The sequence below is a fragment of the Synechococcus sp. KORDI-100 genome (genome assembly GCF_000737535.1).
Classification (GTDB): Bacteria; Cyanobacteriota; Cyanobacteriia; order PCC-6307; family Cyanobiaceae; genus Parasynechococcus.
In genome coordinates this window covers 2,136,789-2,152,489 of sequence record NZ_CP006269.1, presented here as the reverse complement: position 1 = coordinate 2,152,489, position 15,701 = coordinate 2,136,789, and the positions used below count along the sequence as shown (strand labels likewise).

General features: G+C 52.7%; 13 protein-coding genes. 2 read left to right on the top strand and 11 right to left on the bottom strand.

The window, feature by feature from the left end; all coding sequences use genetic code 11:
• The first annotated feature begins 55 nt into the window (after positions 1 to 55).
• Positions 56 to 1,555 (top strand): malate:quinone oxidoreductase, encoded by a 1,500-nt coding sequence (locus KR100_RS11140; protein ID WP_255347505.1) that lies wholly within the window; start codon positions 56 to 58, stop codon positions 1,553 to 1,555.
• Positions 1,556 to 1,607: 52 nt separating this feature from the next.
• Here KR100_RS11140 and KR100_RS11135 read toward each other — a convergent pair whose 3' ends face one another.
• Positions 1,608 to 2,354 carry a prepilin-type N-terminal cleavage/methylation domain-containing protein gene (locus tag KR100_RS11135; RefSeq protein ID WP_038545925.1) on the bottom strand — a complete coding sequence of 249 codons (747 nt, stop codon included), beginning with the start codon at positions 2,352 to 2,354 and terminating at the stop codon, positions 1,608 to 1,610.
• 96 nt (positions 2,355 to 2,450) lie between these two features.
• On the bottom strand, positions 2,451 to 2,771 hold the full coding sequence (locus tag KR100_RS11130; protein WP_038545922.1) for a multidrug efflux SMR transporter: 321 nt from the start codon (positions 2,769 to 2,771) through the stop codon (positions 2,451 to 2,453).
• Between the two features lie 72 nt (positions 2,772 to 2,843).
• On the opposite strand from KR100_RS11130, the gene lepA reads away from it, so the two are divergent.
• Complete coding sequence (lepA, locus tag KR100_RS11125) at positions 2,844 to 4,658, top strand: translation elongation factor 4 (RefSeq protein ID WP_038545919.1); 1,815 nt, start codon at positions 2,844 to 2,846, stop codon at positions 4,656 to 4,658.
• A gap of 33 nt (positions 4,659 to 4,691) precedes the next feature.
• On the opposite strand, the gene KR100_RS11120 is transcribed toward lepA, so the two are convergent.
• The 9 genes from KR100_RS11120 to KR100_RS15105 all read right to left on the bottom strand — a co-directional run bounded on the left by KR100_RS11120 (position 4,692) and on the right by KR100_RS15105 (position 14,714).
• Positions 4,692 to 5,231: a hypothetical protein gene (locus KR100_RS11120; protein ID WP_038545916.1), complete on the bottom strand. Its 540-nt coding sequence runs from the start codon at positions 5,229 to 5,231 to the stop codon at positions 4,692 to 4,694.
• Positions 5,228 to 6,541, bottom strand: coding sequence for a prepilin-type N-terminal cleavage/methylation domain-containing protein (locus KR100_RS11115; RefSeq protein WP_162176524.1), 1,314 nt, complete (start codon positions 6,539 to 6,541; stop codon positions 5,228 to 5,230). Before KR100_RS11115 ends, KR100_RS11120 begins: the two co-directional genes overlap by 4 nt.
• Positions 6,525 to 7,019, bottom strand: a complete 495-nt coding sequence (locus tag KR100_RS11110; protein WP_162176523.1) for a hypothetical protein — start codon at positions 7,017 to 7,019, stop codon at positions 6,525 to 6,527. Before KR100_RS11110 ends, KR100_RS11115 begins: the two co-directional genes overlap by 17 nt.
• 101 nt (positions 7,020 to 7,120) lie before the next feature.
• Positions 7,121 to 8,767, bottom strand: coding sequence for a hypothetical protein (locus tag KR100_RS11105; protein WP_038545906.1), 1,647 nt, complete (start codon positions 8,765 to 8,767; stop codon positions 7,121 to 7,123).
• A gap of 150 nt (positions 8,768 to 8,917) precedes the next feature.
• On the bottom strand, positions 8,918 to 10,483 hold the full coding sequence (locus tag KR100_RS11100) for a hypothetical protein (protein ID WP_162176522.1): 1,566 nt from the start codon (positions 10,481 to 10,483) through the stop codon (positions 8,918 to 8,920).
• 215 nt (positions 10,484 to 10,698) lie between these two features.
• Positions 10,699 to 11,349 carry a Tfp pilus assembly protein FimT/FimU gene (locus tag KR100_RS11095; RefSeq protein ID WP_255347504.1) on the bottom strand — a complete coding sequence of 217 codons (651 nt, stop codon included), beginning with the start codon at positions 11,347 to 11,349 and terminating at the stop codon, positions 10,699 to 10,701.
• Positions 11,350 to 11,359: 10 nt separating this feature from the next.
• Positions 11,360 to 11,938 (bottom strand): prepilin-type N-terminal cleavage/methylation domain-containing protein, encoded by a 579-nt coding sequence (locus KR100_RS11090; protein WP_038545899.1) that lies wholly within the window; start codon positions 11,936 to 11,938, stop codon positions 11,360 to 11,362.
• Positions 11,939 to 12,102: 164 nt separating this feature from the next.
• A complete protein-coding gene (locus KR100_RS11085; protein ID WP_038545898.1) occupies positions 12,103 to 14,148 on the bottom strand; it encodes a hypothetical protein in 2,046 nt (681 codons plus the stop codon).
• Complete coding sequence (locus KR100_RS15105; protein ID WP_162176520.1) at positions 14,145 to 14,714, bottom strand: type II secretion system protein; 570 nt, start codon at positions 14,712 to 14,714, stop codon at positions 14,145 to 14,147. Before KR100_RS15105 ends, KR100_RS11085 begins: the two co-directional genes overlap by 4 nt.
• Positions 14,715 to 15,701: the final 987 nt, after the last annotated feature.

Here is a 15,701-nt window from a genome sequence, read left to right as displayed (position 1 = left end):
TTTCACCCCAGCTCCGGTGCAGAACGACGCTTCTTCTGGTTCAGACAGCTCTTCCGTGGCGGATGGCCACTATGACGCTGTGCTTGTGGGCGCTGGAATCATGGGCGCCACCCTGGCGGCCTTGCTCCACGAGCTCGACCCGGACCTGCGGTTGCTGATGGTGGAACGGCTGGACGCCCCGGCCCTGGAAAGTTCCGCCGCTGTCAACAACGCCGGAACAGGCCATGCGGCCAACTGCGAACTCAACTACACCCCGCTTCAAGCTGATGGCACGGTGGCCACCAGTAAAGCGGTGGCGATCAACGCTGCCTTTGAGCGCAGTCTTGAATTCTGGGGATCCCTGGCTGAACGCGGCAGCCTTGATCCCAGGGAGTTTCTGCATCAGGCGGCGCACATCAGTGCGGTCTGGACCGACGACAACATCGCTTTTCTGAAGCAGCGCTTCGGTCAGCTCCGTGAGCTTCCTGCCTTCGCAGCGATGCACTGGAGTGAGGACCGTCAGCAACTGATGGAGTGGATGCCTCTGGTGATGGAGGGCCGGGATCCGCAGCAGCCGGTTGCAGCCACACGCATCGAACGGGGCACCGACATTGATTTCGGGGCCTTGACCCGGGCCTATCTCCAGCCCCTTCAGAACTCCGGTGCCCTCACCATCTGGTACGGCACCGAGGTGCTTGATCTCAATCGCCTGCGCCGCACGGACATGACCGAGGCGGATTGGCGCCTGGAGTTGAGCGGTCCATCGGGCCGTTTCGACATTCAGACGTCCTTCGTGTTTCTCGGCGCCGGTGGTGGTGCACTGCCTTTATTGCAGCGTTCCAGCATTCCGGAAGCGATCGACTTTGCCGGGTTCCCGGTCAGTGGGCTCTGGCTTGTCTGCAACAACACAGCGTTGGCGGATCAGCAACGGGCCAAGGTCTATGGCAAGGCGGCCGTGGGAGCCCCGCCGATGTCCGTCCCCCACCTCGATACCCGCTGGATCGATGGCCAGCGCTCGCTGCTGTTCGGACCCTTTGCCGGATTCAGCAGCAAGTTCCTCAAGCAGGGCTCCCTCTTCGACCTCCCCAAGTCGGTTCGGCCGACCAACGTCTTTCCGATGCTGCAGGTCGGCGTCAAGAACGTCGAACTGGTTCGCTACCTGGTGAATCAACTGCGTCAGAGTCCGGAGGAGCGCCACGCGGCACTGCAGGCGTTCATGCCCATGGCCGATCCCGAGGACTGGAGCCTTTCGGTGGCGGGCCAGCGCGTTCAGATCATCAAAAGCAGCAAGCGGGAGGGAGGCCGTCTGCAGCTCGGAACCGAGGTTGTGGCCTCAGGCGATGGATCCCTGGCCGCCCTGTTGGGAGCCTCTCCCGGTGCCAGCACGGCGGTGACGATCATGCTGGAGGTGCTGGAGCGCTGCTTTGCAGACCAGCTGGAGACCCTGCAATGGCAGGAACGCTTGCGGGCTGTGTTGCCCTCCTATGGCCAGGATCCTGCAACCGATGGCTCCGTTCTGGCCGGAATGCGCCGCCGCAGTGATGCACGGTTGGGCCTTGAGGGAGCAGGCGGGTAGCCGCCTGGTGGTCACAACGGTGAGACCCATCAGCGAAAAAATGGTTGGTTGATCAGCACCGGCCTTTGATCCATTGACGCAAGGAACACTTGCGCTTGCTTTTCCCTTTCGAGCGCGTTGTGTTCTTTTTCGTCTTGGTTGTTTTTGTGGACTGCTTTTTCTTGGGGGTTTTCACTGCTTTTTCAGTGTCTGCTACCGCTGCGGCTTCAGCAGTGGTGACATCGCTGGTGCAATCCACCTGAAAGTTGGGGTGCACTTCAACAACGCGACGCTCCGTGCCGATGCTCTGTTCCGGCGCTTTGAATTGATAGGTGATTCTGGTTACGCCGTTTGCCTGATCAGGTGAGATCGTGCGTTGGATCGTCTCTCCATTGTCTGCGTCTCTGTGCGTGGGCGTTTTGACAAAGGCAACCCCCCCTTCCTTGATCAGTTCGTTCGCAAAAAATGCCGTCGGCGACTGGCATGCCTCCTCTAATTTGTCGCTGTTGAGTTTCAGATATTTGGCCAGCAGACCATCGACCTGGTGAATGGACTGGATATTGTCTTCAATCGCATTTTCGATGCGACGACGGCTTGCAATATCGGCGCTTCCGGCCAGTGATGAGGTCAGCATCTGCCCCACCGACGTCATCACCATGGTGACAAGAACTCCGGAGACCATCACTTCAGTGAGGGTGAATCCTTTCTCACCCTGATGGCGCTTTGCCCTGACTCGTAATTGGAAGCCGCCCATGTGAATGACCTGGTCGATATCCCATGAATACGCGCTCTTCTTTTGCTGACTGTTGAGCGACGTCAAGACGTGCTGTGAGCTTGCTCACAACGGATGATCAACACTTAATTCATAGGATTTTTCCGGGCTTCCGTCTGTCCTTCAGATGAAGGGTTTCCTGGCTCAGCGTCCGATGTTCACCAGCACGACGCCAGATGTGATCATCCCGATGCCGATGAGCTGGGCGACAGACAACGTCTGCTGATACGCCAGCCAGCCCACCAGCACGATGGCCACCGTGCCGATCCCGCTCCAGAGGGCATAGGTGAGTCCAAGCGGGAGGCTCATGACCACCTTGGACAGCAATCCCATGGCAATGGCGTAGGCCAGAAACACCAGAACGGTGGGGAGTGGCTTGGTCATCCCCTGCGAGAGCCGCAGACAGGAGGTGCCCACCACCTCGGCAGTGATCGCCAGCATCAGCAAGGGCCAGGGGTTGCTCATGGCTGCTGGTGCCCTCTCCCTAGGATTGCTTTAACGAAGCCAATCGAACCCGAGCCGGGTAACCGCCGCTGCATGACCGACGCACCCGTCTCACGGATTCGAAACTTCTGCATCATTGCCCACATCGACCACGGCAAGTCGACCCTGGCAGATCGCTTGTTACAGGACACCGGGACGGTGGCCAACCGCGATATGCAGGATCAGTTCCTCGACAACATGGACCTCGAGCGGGAGCGTGGCATCACGATCAAGCTTCAGGCCGCTCGGATGCAATACACCGCGGCTGACGGTGAGGACTACGTCCTTAACCTGATCGACACCCCCGGCCATGTGGACTTCTCCTATGAGGTGAGCCGCAGCCTTCAGGCCTGCGAAGGAGCACTTCTGGTGGTGGACGCCAGCCAAGGAGTGGAAGCCCAGACGCTGGCCAACGTTTATCTGGCGCTTGAGAATGACCTGGAGATCATTCCGGTGCTCAACAAGATCGATCTGCCGGGTGCCGATCCGGACCGAATCAAGGAGGAGATCGAAGCGATCATCGGGTTGGATTGCGACAACGCCATCCCCTGCTCTGCCAAAACCGGTCTGGGTGTGCCGGAGATCCTGCAGGCGGTGGTGGATCGCGTGCCGCCCCCGCAGGATGCGGTGGAGGAGCCCACCAAGGCACTGATCTTCGATTCCTATTACGACCCCTACCGGGGCGTGATTGTTTACTTCCGGGTGATGAGCGGCCGGATCAGCTGCAAGGACAAGGTGCTGCTGATGGCCAGCAAGAAGAGCTACGAGCTTGACGAGATCGGAATCATGGCGCCGGATCAGCGGAAAGTGGATGCACTGCATGCCGGCGAGGTGGGTTACCTGGCGGCGTCAATCAAGGCGGTGGCCGATGCCCGCGTCGGCGACACGATCACCCTGCTGAATGCACCGGCTGAGGCACCGTTGCCTGGATACACCGAGGCCAAGCCGATGGTGTTCTGCGGGCTGTTCCCCACCGAAGCGGATCAGTATCCGGATCTGCGCGATGCCCTCGACAAACTGCAGCTCTCCGATGCAGCCCTGAAGTACGAGCCGGAAACCAGCAGTGCCATGGGCTTTGGTTTCCGTTGCGGCTTCCTGGGCCTGCTGCACATGGAGATCGTGCAGGAGCGTCTCGAGCGCGAATACGACCTTGATCTGATCGTGACGGCGCCGTCGGTGATCTACAAGGTGAATCTGATCGATGGCAGTGAAGAGATGGTGGACAACCCGGCGACATTGCCGGATCCCCAGAAACGTGAATCGATCGAGGAGCCCTATGTACGGATGGAGATTTACGCACCGAATGATTACAACGGTGCCTTGATGGGGCTCTGCCAGGAACGCCGGGGTGAGTACATCGATATGAAGTACATCACCACCGATCGGGTGACGTTGATCTACGAATTGCCGCTGGCAGAAGTGGTGACCGATTTCTTCGATCAGATGAAGACGCGCACCCAGGGCTATGCCTCGATGGAATACCACCTGATCGGCTACCGCAGGAACCAGTTGGTCCGCCTCGATGTGTTGATCAACGGCGAGCGGGCCGATGCCCTCACCACGATTGTTCATCAGGACAAGGCCTACAATGTGGGTAAGGCGTTGGTGGAGAAGTTGAAGGAACTGATCCCCCGCCAGCAGTTCAAGATTCCGATTCAGGCGTCCATCGGCAGCAGGATCATTGCCTCCACAAGCATCAGTGCGATTCGAAAGGATGTGCTGGCCAAGTGCTACGGCGGCGACATCTCCAGGAAAAAGAAATTGCTGAAGAAACAGGCCAAAGGTAAAAAACGGATGAAGGCCATGGGTAAGGTGGATGTGCCTCAGGAAGCCTTCATGGCGGTTCTCAAGTTGAATGAAGCAAGCTGATTCAGCTTGCTGATCATTTCAGGATCTCCTGCATCAACTACACCAATACATCGCTTGTGGCACAAGTGATGCATTGTTGGTGATCGTTTTTCCACGGCTTGTGCCGATGTAGGTGATGTCCAACTGACGATTGATGATGTCGATCCGCCGTTCGATTTTGATGTTCCCACTGTCCATCAGAATCGAGCTTTTGACAGGAAAATCAGCAAGTGGCTCATCGCTTGAGCAATGGGATGTGTCGTAGCGCATCGGCGTATCGAGATCTGCGGCTTTCCCCGTGCAGGCTGTCCCCGGTTCACACTGCCATCCAAGAGCTTCCTGGCGCAGCAGGTTGAGGTCCTGACGAATCTTGTCCTGGATCTGATTGAGCTCGGCGGATTGTTCGCTTCGCTTGGCGCTGTCGAGTTGAGAACGAAGCACAACCGTCAACACAATCATCAGGATCAGGGAGGAGACGACCACTTCGGTCAGCCCGAAACCGCCACAACCATCCGCACGGTTTTGCTTGAGCCGCCACCATCGGGACTCATGACGGATGGTTCTTCTCAGCGGCAACGTTTCCTTGTTGATCAATCGTTCAGCCGTTTTGTGCTGGATTGGAACACCAGCATTTCGATGTCTGCGAGGTGGAGTGTGCCTCCAGCGGTTGAGCGGAGAATGCAGTGACTGACGCTGCAGCTACTCAGGCTGTAGTCCGGTTCAGGACCCTGCAGGTACACACGGTCGAAACCTGAACCCCCATCCACGGTCACGTTGTCGCTTGATTCTGATGCGGAGATCCAGGGAACAAAGCTGTCATTTCCAGCTTCACCATGAAGATGATCGCCACCACCGCGGCCGATCAAGCCGTCATGGTCGGGACCTCCCCGGAGGGTGTCGCTGACTGGGGTGCCCAGAAGAATGTTGCGACCTGTCCCCCCCGACAGGCTGATTCCTTTGATGGTGTTTCGATCCGGCGATGGCTGACCATCCATCACGTAATTGCCATTGGCCCCCTGCATCCCATCGCCGAGTATCACGGATCGATTCGTGCAAATGGTGCTGGTTCCGAAGACCGGTTCAGTGAGCACGGGCGCTGCATAGAAGCGTGGATCTCCCGGCAAGAGAGTTTTAACGCCATGGCCACATTCGGCGTCCTCCGTGCGACAGACCACATTGCAGGTTGATTCACTGCTTGGGATCGGAGGAATGTCGTTGATCCTGGAGATTCCCCCGCTGGTCAGGGTCTGGCTGCTGGCTGGAGCCGACTTGACGCGGTCAAGATTGTCCTGCATCGCCAGGCTGAATTCCACCCGCTTTTGATTGTCCGTCGACTGGTTGACCGTCAAACCGTCGCCTGTACTCAGATCAAGTTTGTCCAACACAATCGATTGCTGATAGGGCGTCCCTTGGATGTAATCCGCGCTGCCGTCTTTGCTGATGCTCAGCCGTGGACCACAGCGGATCAACACTCCGCCCTCCGGACCGCCCATCCACTGATTGGCTTCGCTTGCTGGCAGCGACTGGATCGACCGGACGCCGTACAACACATCCGGCATCGTGCCGACAAGATGCATTCGCAATTGCAGGCGTGTTTCAGGATGCTGGAGTAGAGGGCAGTCATCTGAGACGTTGTCTGGGCTGAGTCCCGCTGATTCAATCGAGTGGCTCATGGCGATTTCTGATTGGATCAGCTGTGTTGTCCGGTTCCAGTCGTTGTGAATTCTTCTCCTCGTTTCAGTGCGAGCGTTGCTTTTGGTATTTTCAATCATCACATTGGCCGTGATCAGAGAGAGTAATCCTGCGATGAAGGATGCCACCAGAAGCTCCACCAGGGTGAATCCCGTTTCGGTCGGAACGGATTGGTTTGTTTTGCTGGGATCCGGTCTAATAGCTGTTGTCATAACGGCATGGTGAGGACTCATCTGTTGCAAGTCCGTCGCGCATCATTCCGATCGGAGAAACAATTCGAATGCAGCGCTGCCTGGTGAGATCACGATGGCGAAGACGCAATTCAAGGCGCCCCTCTGAACTGAGCTGATGATTCTGGCTGAACCCTCGGAATGAGAATCGGATGCCGCCATCGGAGTCGTCCGGACGCGTTGAGGGTGTGCTCAGTAATTCAAGTTTGTCGCTACCGGAACCAAAGCTTTCTGCGAGGTCAAAGATGCCAGCACCAGCTGCGGAGGGGTCGTCTGAGCAGGGTGTTGCAGCGTTGCCTGAATCAATTGTGCTGATCAATCGTTTGTTGGCGTGATCGATCATCACTTTGCAGGTGAGGTTCTGGCGCATGGCAAACCGACGTTGCTCACCAAGCCAGTTTTCCAGTTCACGTGTGGAGGCCAGCAATCGCTGGCTGGCCCAGGATCGGGATAAATTCACCAATGCGATGCTGCTGAGAACACCCACAATTGAGATGATGATTGTGAGTTCAACAAGGCTGAATCCATTGTGGATGTTCGTGTGCCTGAACGATGGGTTTCTCATTCTCTCTGCATTTGAATGAGGCGCCATCGATTGCTTCCCAAGGCTGCAAATTCTTTCTGGCCATCTCCACTGCTCCCCCCGCAGATTTGGTAGGTATCACAGATTGTTTTCCCGGCATCTGTGGGCACGACCAGTCGTGCATAGTCTCCGGTGACTTTGTAATTCTTGGCGATGACTGATCCTGTGATTGTGATTGGGTAGGTTGAGTTACCTCCGCTCAGGTTCACGTCGAAACATGGCATGAAAAGAAAGGCATTGATGGAGCCTCCCCCTGACAGATTGAGTTGTTTGCCACCGCAGCCGCGTTGTGCGTAATCAACGTGTGCGGTTTTATATGTCGAAACCCCTCCGTAGATCACAAATTGGCCGAAATTGCCGGTGTTCACAAAGTTATTTCCAGACAGATTAATCTGCTCGCCTTCCATATAAAATCTGATGTCGCCATCGCCGGGCTTGAGTGTCATTGTGGTTGTGCCGGTTTGATTGATTCGCAGGATCCTGCAATGGGTTGTTTTCTTGTTGGTTGTTTTGTTGGTGATCGTGACGCAATGACTTGGATGGGTATTGTGGCCGATCGTGATTGATCTGTAACGCATATCCCATGGTGCAAGGTTCTTTAATTTATCGGATAATTCGTCGCCATTCTCGTCCCTGATGTCGTGCCAGGTTGGGGCTTGAGGGATGTCTATGTCTCCTGCAGACCGTACGCCATCGATGATTCCAGAACCGATCAGTTGATCCTGTAGAAGTGCAGATCGCTCTGTTTGAGACAGCTGTTCATTGTTGATGGCGGATGCGAGGGATGAACAGTCGTTGGAAATGGTCTGGTCTGCACTGGTCCAGCCTTCACACTTGTCTGCAGGCGGTGGATCGCAATTAACACAGTGCACGTTTGCGCCGCTCAAGGCGCTTGGACGCTTTTCGTCAATGACATCACCAACGTTGAGAGTGATGTTTTGCGTTAATAAGCTGTAGCTCCATCCACTTCCTGATGTTCCGCATGGCTCGTAGGGAGCGCGATTGCAGCACTTCGGAACAATGGTCACCTCCTGCTCAACGATTGCCGAAGAGGCGATGGTGGGATCATCCTCGGGACCTTTCAAACGTAATCCTTGGACCTGGAGGATTGCTGTTCCCCCCTGGATCTGATCACCAAGGAATTCGTAGTTTCTGAGTCGATAGATCCCTCTGCCTTTGGCGACTGGTTGGGATAAAAGCTCCATCATCTGATTGGGGCTTGTGGATCGGCCATCGCAAGCTTTCGTTGAACCTCCATAGGCTCCGAATTGAAAATCTCGCCATCCAGCACATACCGGGGCCTCTAATTGCTGAGCCGGCGAGTTGTTTTCAACCTGGCAACTTACCGTGAGTAAATAAGGAAATTGATCGTTCAATTCTTTGAGAAGAAGCGAAAGCCCACTTTCCGCAATGGCTTCTGCTTCGCTTGTTTGATTCTGTTGGATTGTATGAACAAGGCTTGAAAAGCTTCTCGTGGATATCATCATGGCGCCGACAGCGAGAATCAGCCCGCTGATGATCACCAGCGGAAGAACATAGCCTTGCTCTGAGACTGATTGTTGGTTCTTTCTCAGGTCGCCGTTGGTTATACCCATGCCCACAGCTTGCTGATGCTTTGCAAGCATCGCAACCTGTCTGTGACTGTTGATGATGGAATGATTATAGAAGTTTAATGATCGTTCTGTATTGGTTGGCTCCCTGGTGTTTTGCCTGAGGGAAGCTCTTTCCCTCAGGGTGTCCTCTGTGTGTCTAGGATTAATCGATTGCTGGGACCTTCATTGGCTCTGGATGTAATTACCCTCTGTCTTTTTCGAGAGGTCTTCCATCCACGGTGAGCTCAGCATCACCGAGGTGCTGTTCACTTGCAGTGGTTTGGTCTGACGCTCTTCTTCATTCAGCTTTGCGTAGTAGGTCGCAGCCGGCCTGAAGTCGTTGGAGTAACTGGCATCTTCACCAGGGATGCTGAGTTTCGTTGTCGGTAATCCATCTGAAAGGAAGTAGAGGGTGTCAGCTTCCTTGTCCTCAAATGAACGTTCCAATCCAGCCCATGGGTTGGTACCACCCCAGGTTGAGCCTGGTTGATCATCGAGGGAACTCACAAATTCAAGGGCGGAGTCGCGGTTGTTGCCATCTCCAATCGTCACAAGTCCGTTTTTGGACTTATCCCACTGCCGATTGTTGAAGTAACCGGGGGTGCTGAACACTTCAAGGCTGACTTTGGTGTCCTGGGGGAGTTGTTGGATCAACTCTGAGAGTTCACGCTGCAGTCGCTCCATGCGTGTTTCATTGCAGATCGCTTTGGATGTTTCGTAGGAATTACCTCGGTACAGGGGGTCTCCCTGAGGAGTGTGATAAGTGCGGTTTGTGTCGCCCATCTCGAGAGTGCCGTTCTTTCCAAAACTCCAGGCCATGCAGGCGCTCATCGAGCCGGAGCCATCCACGAGAAAACGGACATTTTTGCTGTTCACATCACGGAACCACTCGGATCCCAACGTGGTTGTGTTCTCTCCGGGTGTCATCAGGCGCTTGTCTGCCCTGGCATAGGCCGTGAGCATCAAAGGCTGGCTGTTCTTCGAGTCTGTGGAGCTGGCGACCGTGATCTGCGTGTTTTCAACACACACTTCCGTGCTGTCATCACAGGTCATTGGCCCGATCACACGAATCAGTTTTCTGCTGTTGTCGGTTTCAAACCGGAAGGCGGGTTCCAGATATTGACGGTTTGGAGTTGTGTTGTCGCTGACGGAAAAACCGTAAAAATCCTTCTGGTTGAGTGCTTGCAGAACATCAATCGCGGTGACCTCAAAGGCCTCTTTGTCGGGTAAAGGGCGCTCTGTATCTGTGCACTCTTTGTCGTCGTTGTAAGTGAGACAAGGCATCATTCCGATGCCATCAATCACAGTGGCCACGAATGGCGCCTTATCATTGTTGTAACGGCCATCCAATCCCAGGGGAGTGCCACATCGTTTGACAGAAAATGTGCGGGAACTGGATCCCTGGGCCATGCCATAGAGAACGGGTTGCCCGGTCACGTCTGCCATCTTCAGACCAAACAAGGGCAGGAATTTCGCTTTTTGCTGATCGGTCAGTTCGGAGGAGCCAGGAGTCAATCCATTGGCAAGTTGCTGGCATTGCAGAACCGCATCTCCATATTGGCCAAGATCTGTGTAAGCGAGTTCAGCATCTGGGGGGGTCCCATTGACCAGTGCATGCAAACTTCGCTCGATCTCAGAGCGCATCAGACGAACACCGTTGGCGGCATTTTGACGTTGGGTTGTTTTCTCGCCACTGCTCTTAATCAGGGTCTGGGTGGAGCGAAGTGCAAGCGCGCCAGCACCGATCACCAATGTTCCAGCAGCGAGTGCAATCAGAGCTTCATTCAGACTGAATCCTTGTGAATGCTTGTTCTGATGTCTCCTAGATACATGCGATTGGCGTGTCGGATTCAATTTCATGACAGAAAATGTCCGTAAATACCTGTTGAATTCATTGTGGCAATGACCTTGATGGTGAATCTTGATGGATGCTGAAGACTTTCTGAGAGCTAACTGATGAACGATCAGTTCTCTCTGCATTGGCTGTCTCGCCATTGCCCGCTGAAGATCTGTCCGTTTCCTGTCACTTCCAAACAACGGGTGACGAGTCTGCTGCTGCCATCGCCCTTTGTTGCCCATGGCTTCAGCGCCTCGGTTGATCGGATCAGAATTGTCATGTCGTTGTCGTTGGCTGTGGTGCCTGGAGGCGTGAATGAAAAGCTTGCAGATGTGGACGCCACTTCAACCGCGTTTCGTTCGCGAGTCCCTTCCAACTGCACCATACGAATCTGTTCAGGATTGAAATCCTGATTGATGGCTCTTGCCTGAATCTCTTTGATGCAATCGTCGAGGGCGTGATTGTCTCGTCGAGAGCCGTCATCCTGTTTCACCTCGAGCAGTTCAGAGGGTTGGTAGAACTTGCTGGTCTCAAAGGATATGCCGCTTTCTGAGGTCGAATTAAAGTTGATTTCGCAGCTTTCTTTATAGGCACCCATCAGAGCACGAATACCGAATAAGCCGCTCTCAACATTTTTGGTGTAGCGATCAACTTTGGATTGTGCTGTTCCCCGTTGAAATTCAGGGATAGCCCAGGCTGTTGTCATTCCAACGATGACAACAGCAACAATCATTTCAAGAAGGCTGAAACCCTGATCGCGCTCCCGGAGCTGTCTCATCAATGCCATGTCATGAAGCAGAAGCCTCATAGGGTGTGCAATAACTCTGGAAATTGGGGCTGAGTTCCAGAGAGCGGGTCTCTTTACCGATATTAGATTCTGGAGCATCAAAGTTGTAGGTGACCGTCACAATTGCCTTGTCCTCATCGAAGCTGTATGTGGTCTCGATCTCGGTAGTCTTTGTTTTCGGTGTCTGGAAGGCAGGGAACAGCTCAGTACCGTTGCTGCCGGCGTCGCCTCTCCAGTTGCTGGCGTTCATGGCGCCTTCCTGCTCCAGGGCAGTGGCAAGGTACTCAGCTGGATAACGACAGGCTCGGCTGGCGCCATTTTCACCATTTTTGTGCCCAGCGGGAATCTGGTCGTAGGTGAGAAGCGAATCCGCTTGCTGCACCAATTGAATGTGATTTTCGATGGCTTCCTCCACCCGACGGCGCTCGGCGAGATTGCTGCTGCCAGCTAAAGCTGAGACACCCATCCGTCCCACGGCTGTCATTACAAGTGTCAGCAGCACGCCGGCGATCAGGGTTTCGATCAGTGTGAATCCCTTCTGTGTTTTGTTTGTTCTGAGTGTGGTTAAAAGTGATGCCAACGAAGCTCACCTCCTGAGGTGACGGGATGGATGTCGATCTTTCTTCCTGTCCCTTTAGTGTCTTCGTTGGAGACGTGATTGATCTGAGCCTTCAGCTATGGGCCTGTGATCAGTCGCTATGAATTATCTGAATGAAGAATGAGAGGCCTTGCAGTTACAAGGATCTACCAGCGTTTGAAAATATCGAAGCCACTGCCTCGAATCCCACGGACGATTCTGCGCCCAACGCCTTCTGATTCTCCAAAGTTCCAGTAATCTTTGGCCTGTTCGACGTAGGCATTGCCATCACTGTCTTGACTGGTCACAGTAAGATCGCCTTCTGAACAAAGTGAACTCGCCCAGATCACGCCTCTTGTTTGCACGTCTTGTGTTCGAACTCGGCCGGTGTTCATTGAGACCCAGGCGGCCGGGAGGCTGTTGCCCTCAAATCCAAAATCCTTAGCGTCTTTGACAGTTGGGCATGAACGTCGTTCCGTATCGCCGTCTTGCGTGATCACAAGCCTGACAGGATCCAGGTTGCAAGACGGCATCTGCTCGCTTCCCCGATTGGCTAAGGAGTTGACACCACAAAGCTTGCTGCCGGAACCCAGAAAATAGGTTTCGTTCCCCAGGGACACACTGTCATCGACATTCAGGTGAAGGACAACAGCGCGGGTGTCGTTTTTGATAAAGATATTTGTATTCGTGGTAAGATTGAGCCGTTGAATATAGAGATGACAATCACCGGAATCGTTGTCTTGACAGATATCGCTGCTGTCAATCTTCACGATTTTGGGTGTATCAGTGCTTGTTGAATCGTCATTAATATTGTCTGTCTGTGTTGCAACCTGTTGCCAAGTCCAGTGATTGTTTCTGTTCATTTTGCACTGGCTGGCATTGCTGCGGTTACACGTTCCAATTTCTTTGATGCCAGCTTGTTGGTCTTTCCAGCGCCAGCGCTTGATGGTTCTACCAGGAATGCCGCTTCTCCAAGTTTTCCAACTTGACCACTGCCAGAAATTGCTGTTTGTATCATCGGAACGACAGTTTGCTTCTGGATTATTGTTGTCTTTGCATGTTCCTATTCTGAAATAGCCGTTACTTCTTTGGAATGTCTTGTAATCGATATCTGCTTGCCCTGAAGCAGGATCTTGATTGTCTTCTTCGTTGATCGTCAGAGAAGGGTTGGCTGTAATGTCAGCCCTGATGAGGCTTCCGTTCTCGCCAGGGCTTGTGCAGACAACGAAACCGCAACTGGACGCTGTATCATCAATTGTCCAGACACGATAGTACTGATTTGAGTTGATTGATACACTGTCGAAGCTCGATTTATCACGACTATAGGCCGATGACGCCGGGATGAATGCTGTGTCGGCTCCGCGCAGTATCGGCCAGACAACTTGTGTGATCTCACCTTGAATACTTGTAAACGACTGATTGCAAAGATCTGTATTGGCAGACTGGGTGAACCAGACAAATCGTCCGGGGCCGTTAATCGTAATGTCTGTTCCTGAGCCCCCACCTAAAGCATTAGAGGATTGGGCTGCCAAGACACCCCAGTCCTGCGGACGTGCAATCCCTGACTTAAGTTGGAGAGAGCGCGTCAGGCGAGCACGAGCCAGCACTGATTCTTCGTCATCCTGCACCCTTCGTACAAATCCCTCCACTTCAAAGGTCCCTTCTCCCTTACCTTCTGAGTAGGTGCTGTTGTAGCTCCTGAGGCGGTAACTGGTGACGACGTCGCCGATGTTATCGCCGCGGAGTGTTTCCTCATTGAGTTTGTATCCCGTCTCACTGGCCGGCCAGGGCAACGTAGGGTTCCCATTGGCGTCGGGCTCGGGAGCTGTTTTTCCATTGGCATCTCGATAGTCCGGCAAACCTGAAAGACCGGAACAGAACTGACCCTTGGAATAGGGTTGTTGCCATAACCAATCGTTATTCGGATTGTTGTTTTCTGTGAAAAGAAAGCCGCGATACTCGGATGTGCTGGCGTTGTTCAAAACAGCGAGAATCCGATTGAATCCATTACTGGCCGCTGTTTCAGCCATCTGTTGATAGCTTTCAGAACTTGCCAACTTTTTGGCTGTCAGTTGTCGTATCAGCAATCCTGTTGCACCTGTGATCAGGATCACGCCCATCAACAGAGAGATGACAAGGGAGACACCTTGTTCGTCCTTATGAAGTCTTTTTAAGACTCGATTTGATTTTGAAAGACGTATGAAGTTTTTCATGACTCTCGTCTGCAGGTCAATGCCTCTGCTGTGACAGCGCCTTCGGCGTCGCGACGCCCCAGCTTCAAATCACTTGCTCCGTTATTGAGATCGATGCAGGACATGGCATTGAACTCAGCTTTCTCCCCAGTCTCTGCGTCCGGTGACGCTGTGAAGGTGAACAAACCCGAAGGATCATCTGAGGATTTGCTGATTGTGTAATCGCAGGCAGGCGTGGTGATTGCTTCAGTGAGATTGCCATCATCGGCATTGGCAGGGCCTGCTTCGGTCATGACGACAGTCACTTCGCTGAGATCAAGCCATGTTGCGGGCTGTATTCCGTTGATGTCTTTGTACGAGCTCACTGTCGAAGAGAGAATACTGAGGATGTTGGCAACTTCTGTTTGGCAGGTTTTGTGAATATTGCTTATGTAAGCCGGTATTGCGAAGCCACTGAGAATGCCTAGAATTGCGACAGCAACCAGCATTTCAGTAAGGGTGAATCCTTTTATTGCTGTCTGCTTGGTGGTCACTTGACTAAGGGCAACTCTTTTCTTCAGTTTAATGCGAAACAAACCTGTTGACACCACTTGGGGTGAAAGGTTGGTGAGAATATCGGGTCGAACTACAGCTTGCTTAAGCTAGGGCGCTCTCTTCATGCTATTAAACGTGAAGGAGAGGTTTTTTGCCAGAACAATTAACTTTGGATGCGTAATTTCACGTATATTCGTCAAATTTCTGCTCAAGTCTGCAAACCTGAGGCGGTCTTGATGTTGAAGTAATTGTTGCGATTTTAGAATCGGTGTAACCATAAGGCGTCATTGTCTTTGCTAAGATTAAAACCATCACATTGCAATTGTCCGTTGTGTTGTAAACGCGCAGTCGGCGAAATAATTTTTCTGGTATAAAGAATATTTTCTGCTAGTTGATGCATTCTTCTCGCGAAAGCTGAAATATTGTCCCGATTTTTAACCGCATTAATGTATTAAATTGATTGATTGCAAGAATTTTACTGGTCAAATAATGGAGCTACTAGCTTCCTGTTTGATTTCCGAGTGTTGTTGTCTATTGAGAGGGGTAATTGCAAGAAGACAAGTCAGTATTTATAAAGAATTTCTGGCTGAATGTTTTCGCATGAGTGAATCTTGTTTCGAATTTATGCATGATATGACTTGTGAAGATTGGTGGGTTGCTGGAGTGATACTTCTTAGTGCTGCGAATCCTGATAGTTGTTAATTGGTCGAAGCGCCAAGTAGATACTGCGTCACTGAGCTAGAGCTTTTGGGCGCTTATGTATTTATTAATCACCAGTGTTTGGCTAATGTGTTTATGACTGGGCTTTGGCGTCTTGAGTGTTTCTATGAAATTTTCCCTAAAGTAGATTCTATTATTGTTTTAAGAAGCTTTCAAGGTTGCCCAAATGTGGATACATAGAGATGGTGTTATTAAATTTTATGCTCTGAATTGATCGGCTGGAGCGATAATATCAAGATGGGGAGTCTAATATCCTTTAGTCTTTACCCTTTATCCTTTATCCTTTTGCATGCAAATTAAAAGCGAAAGCTGCTTGTTTT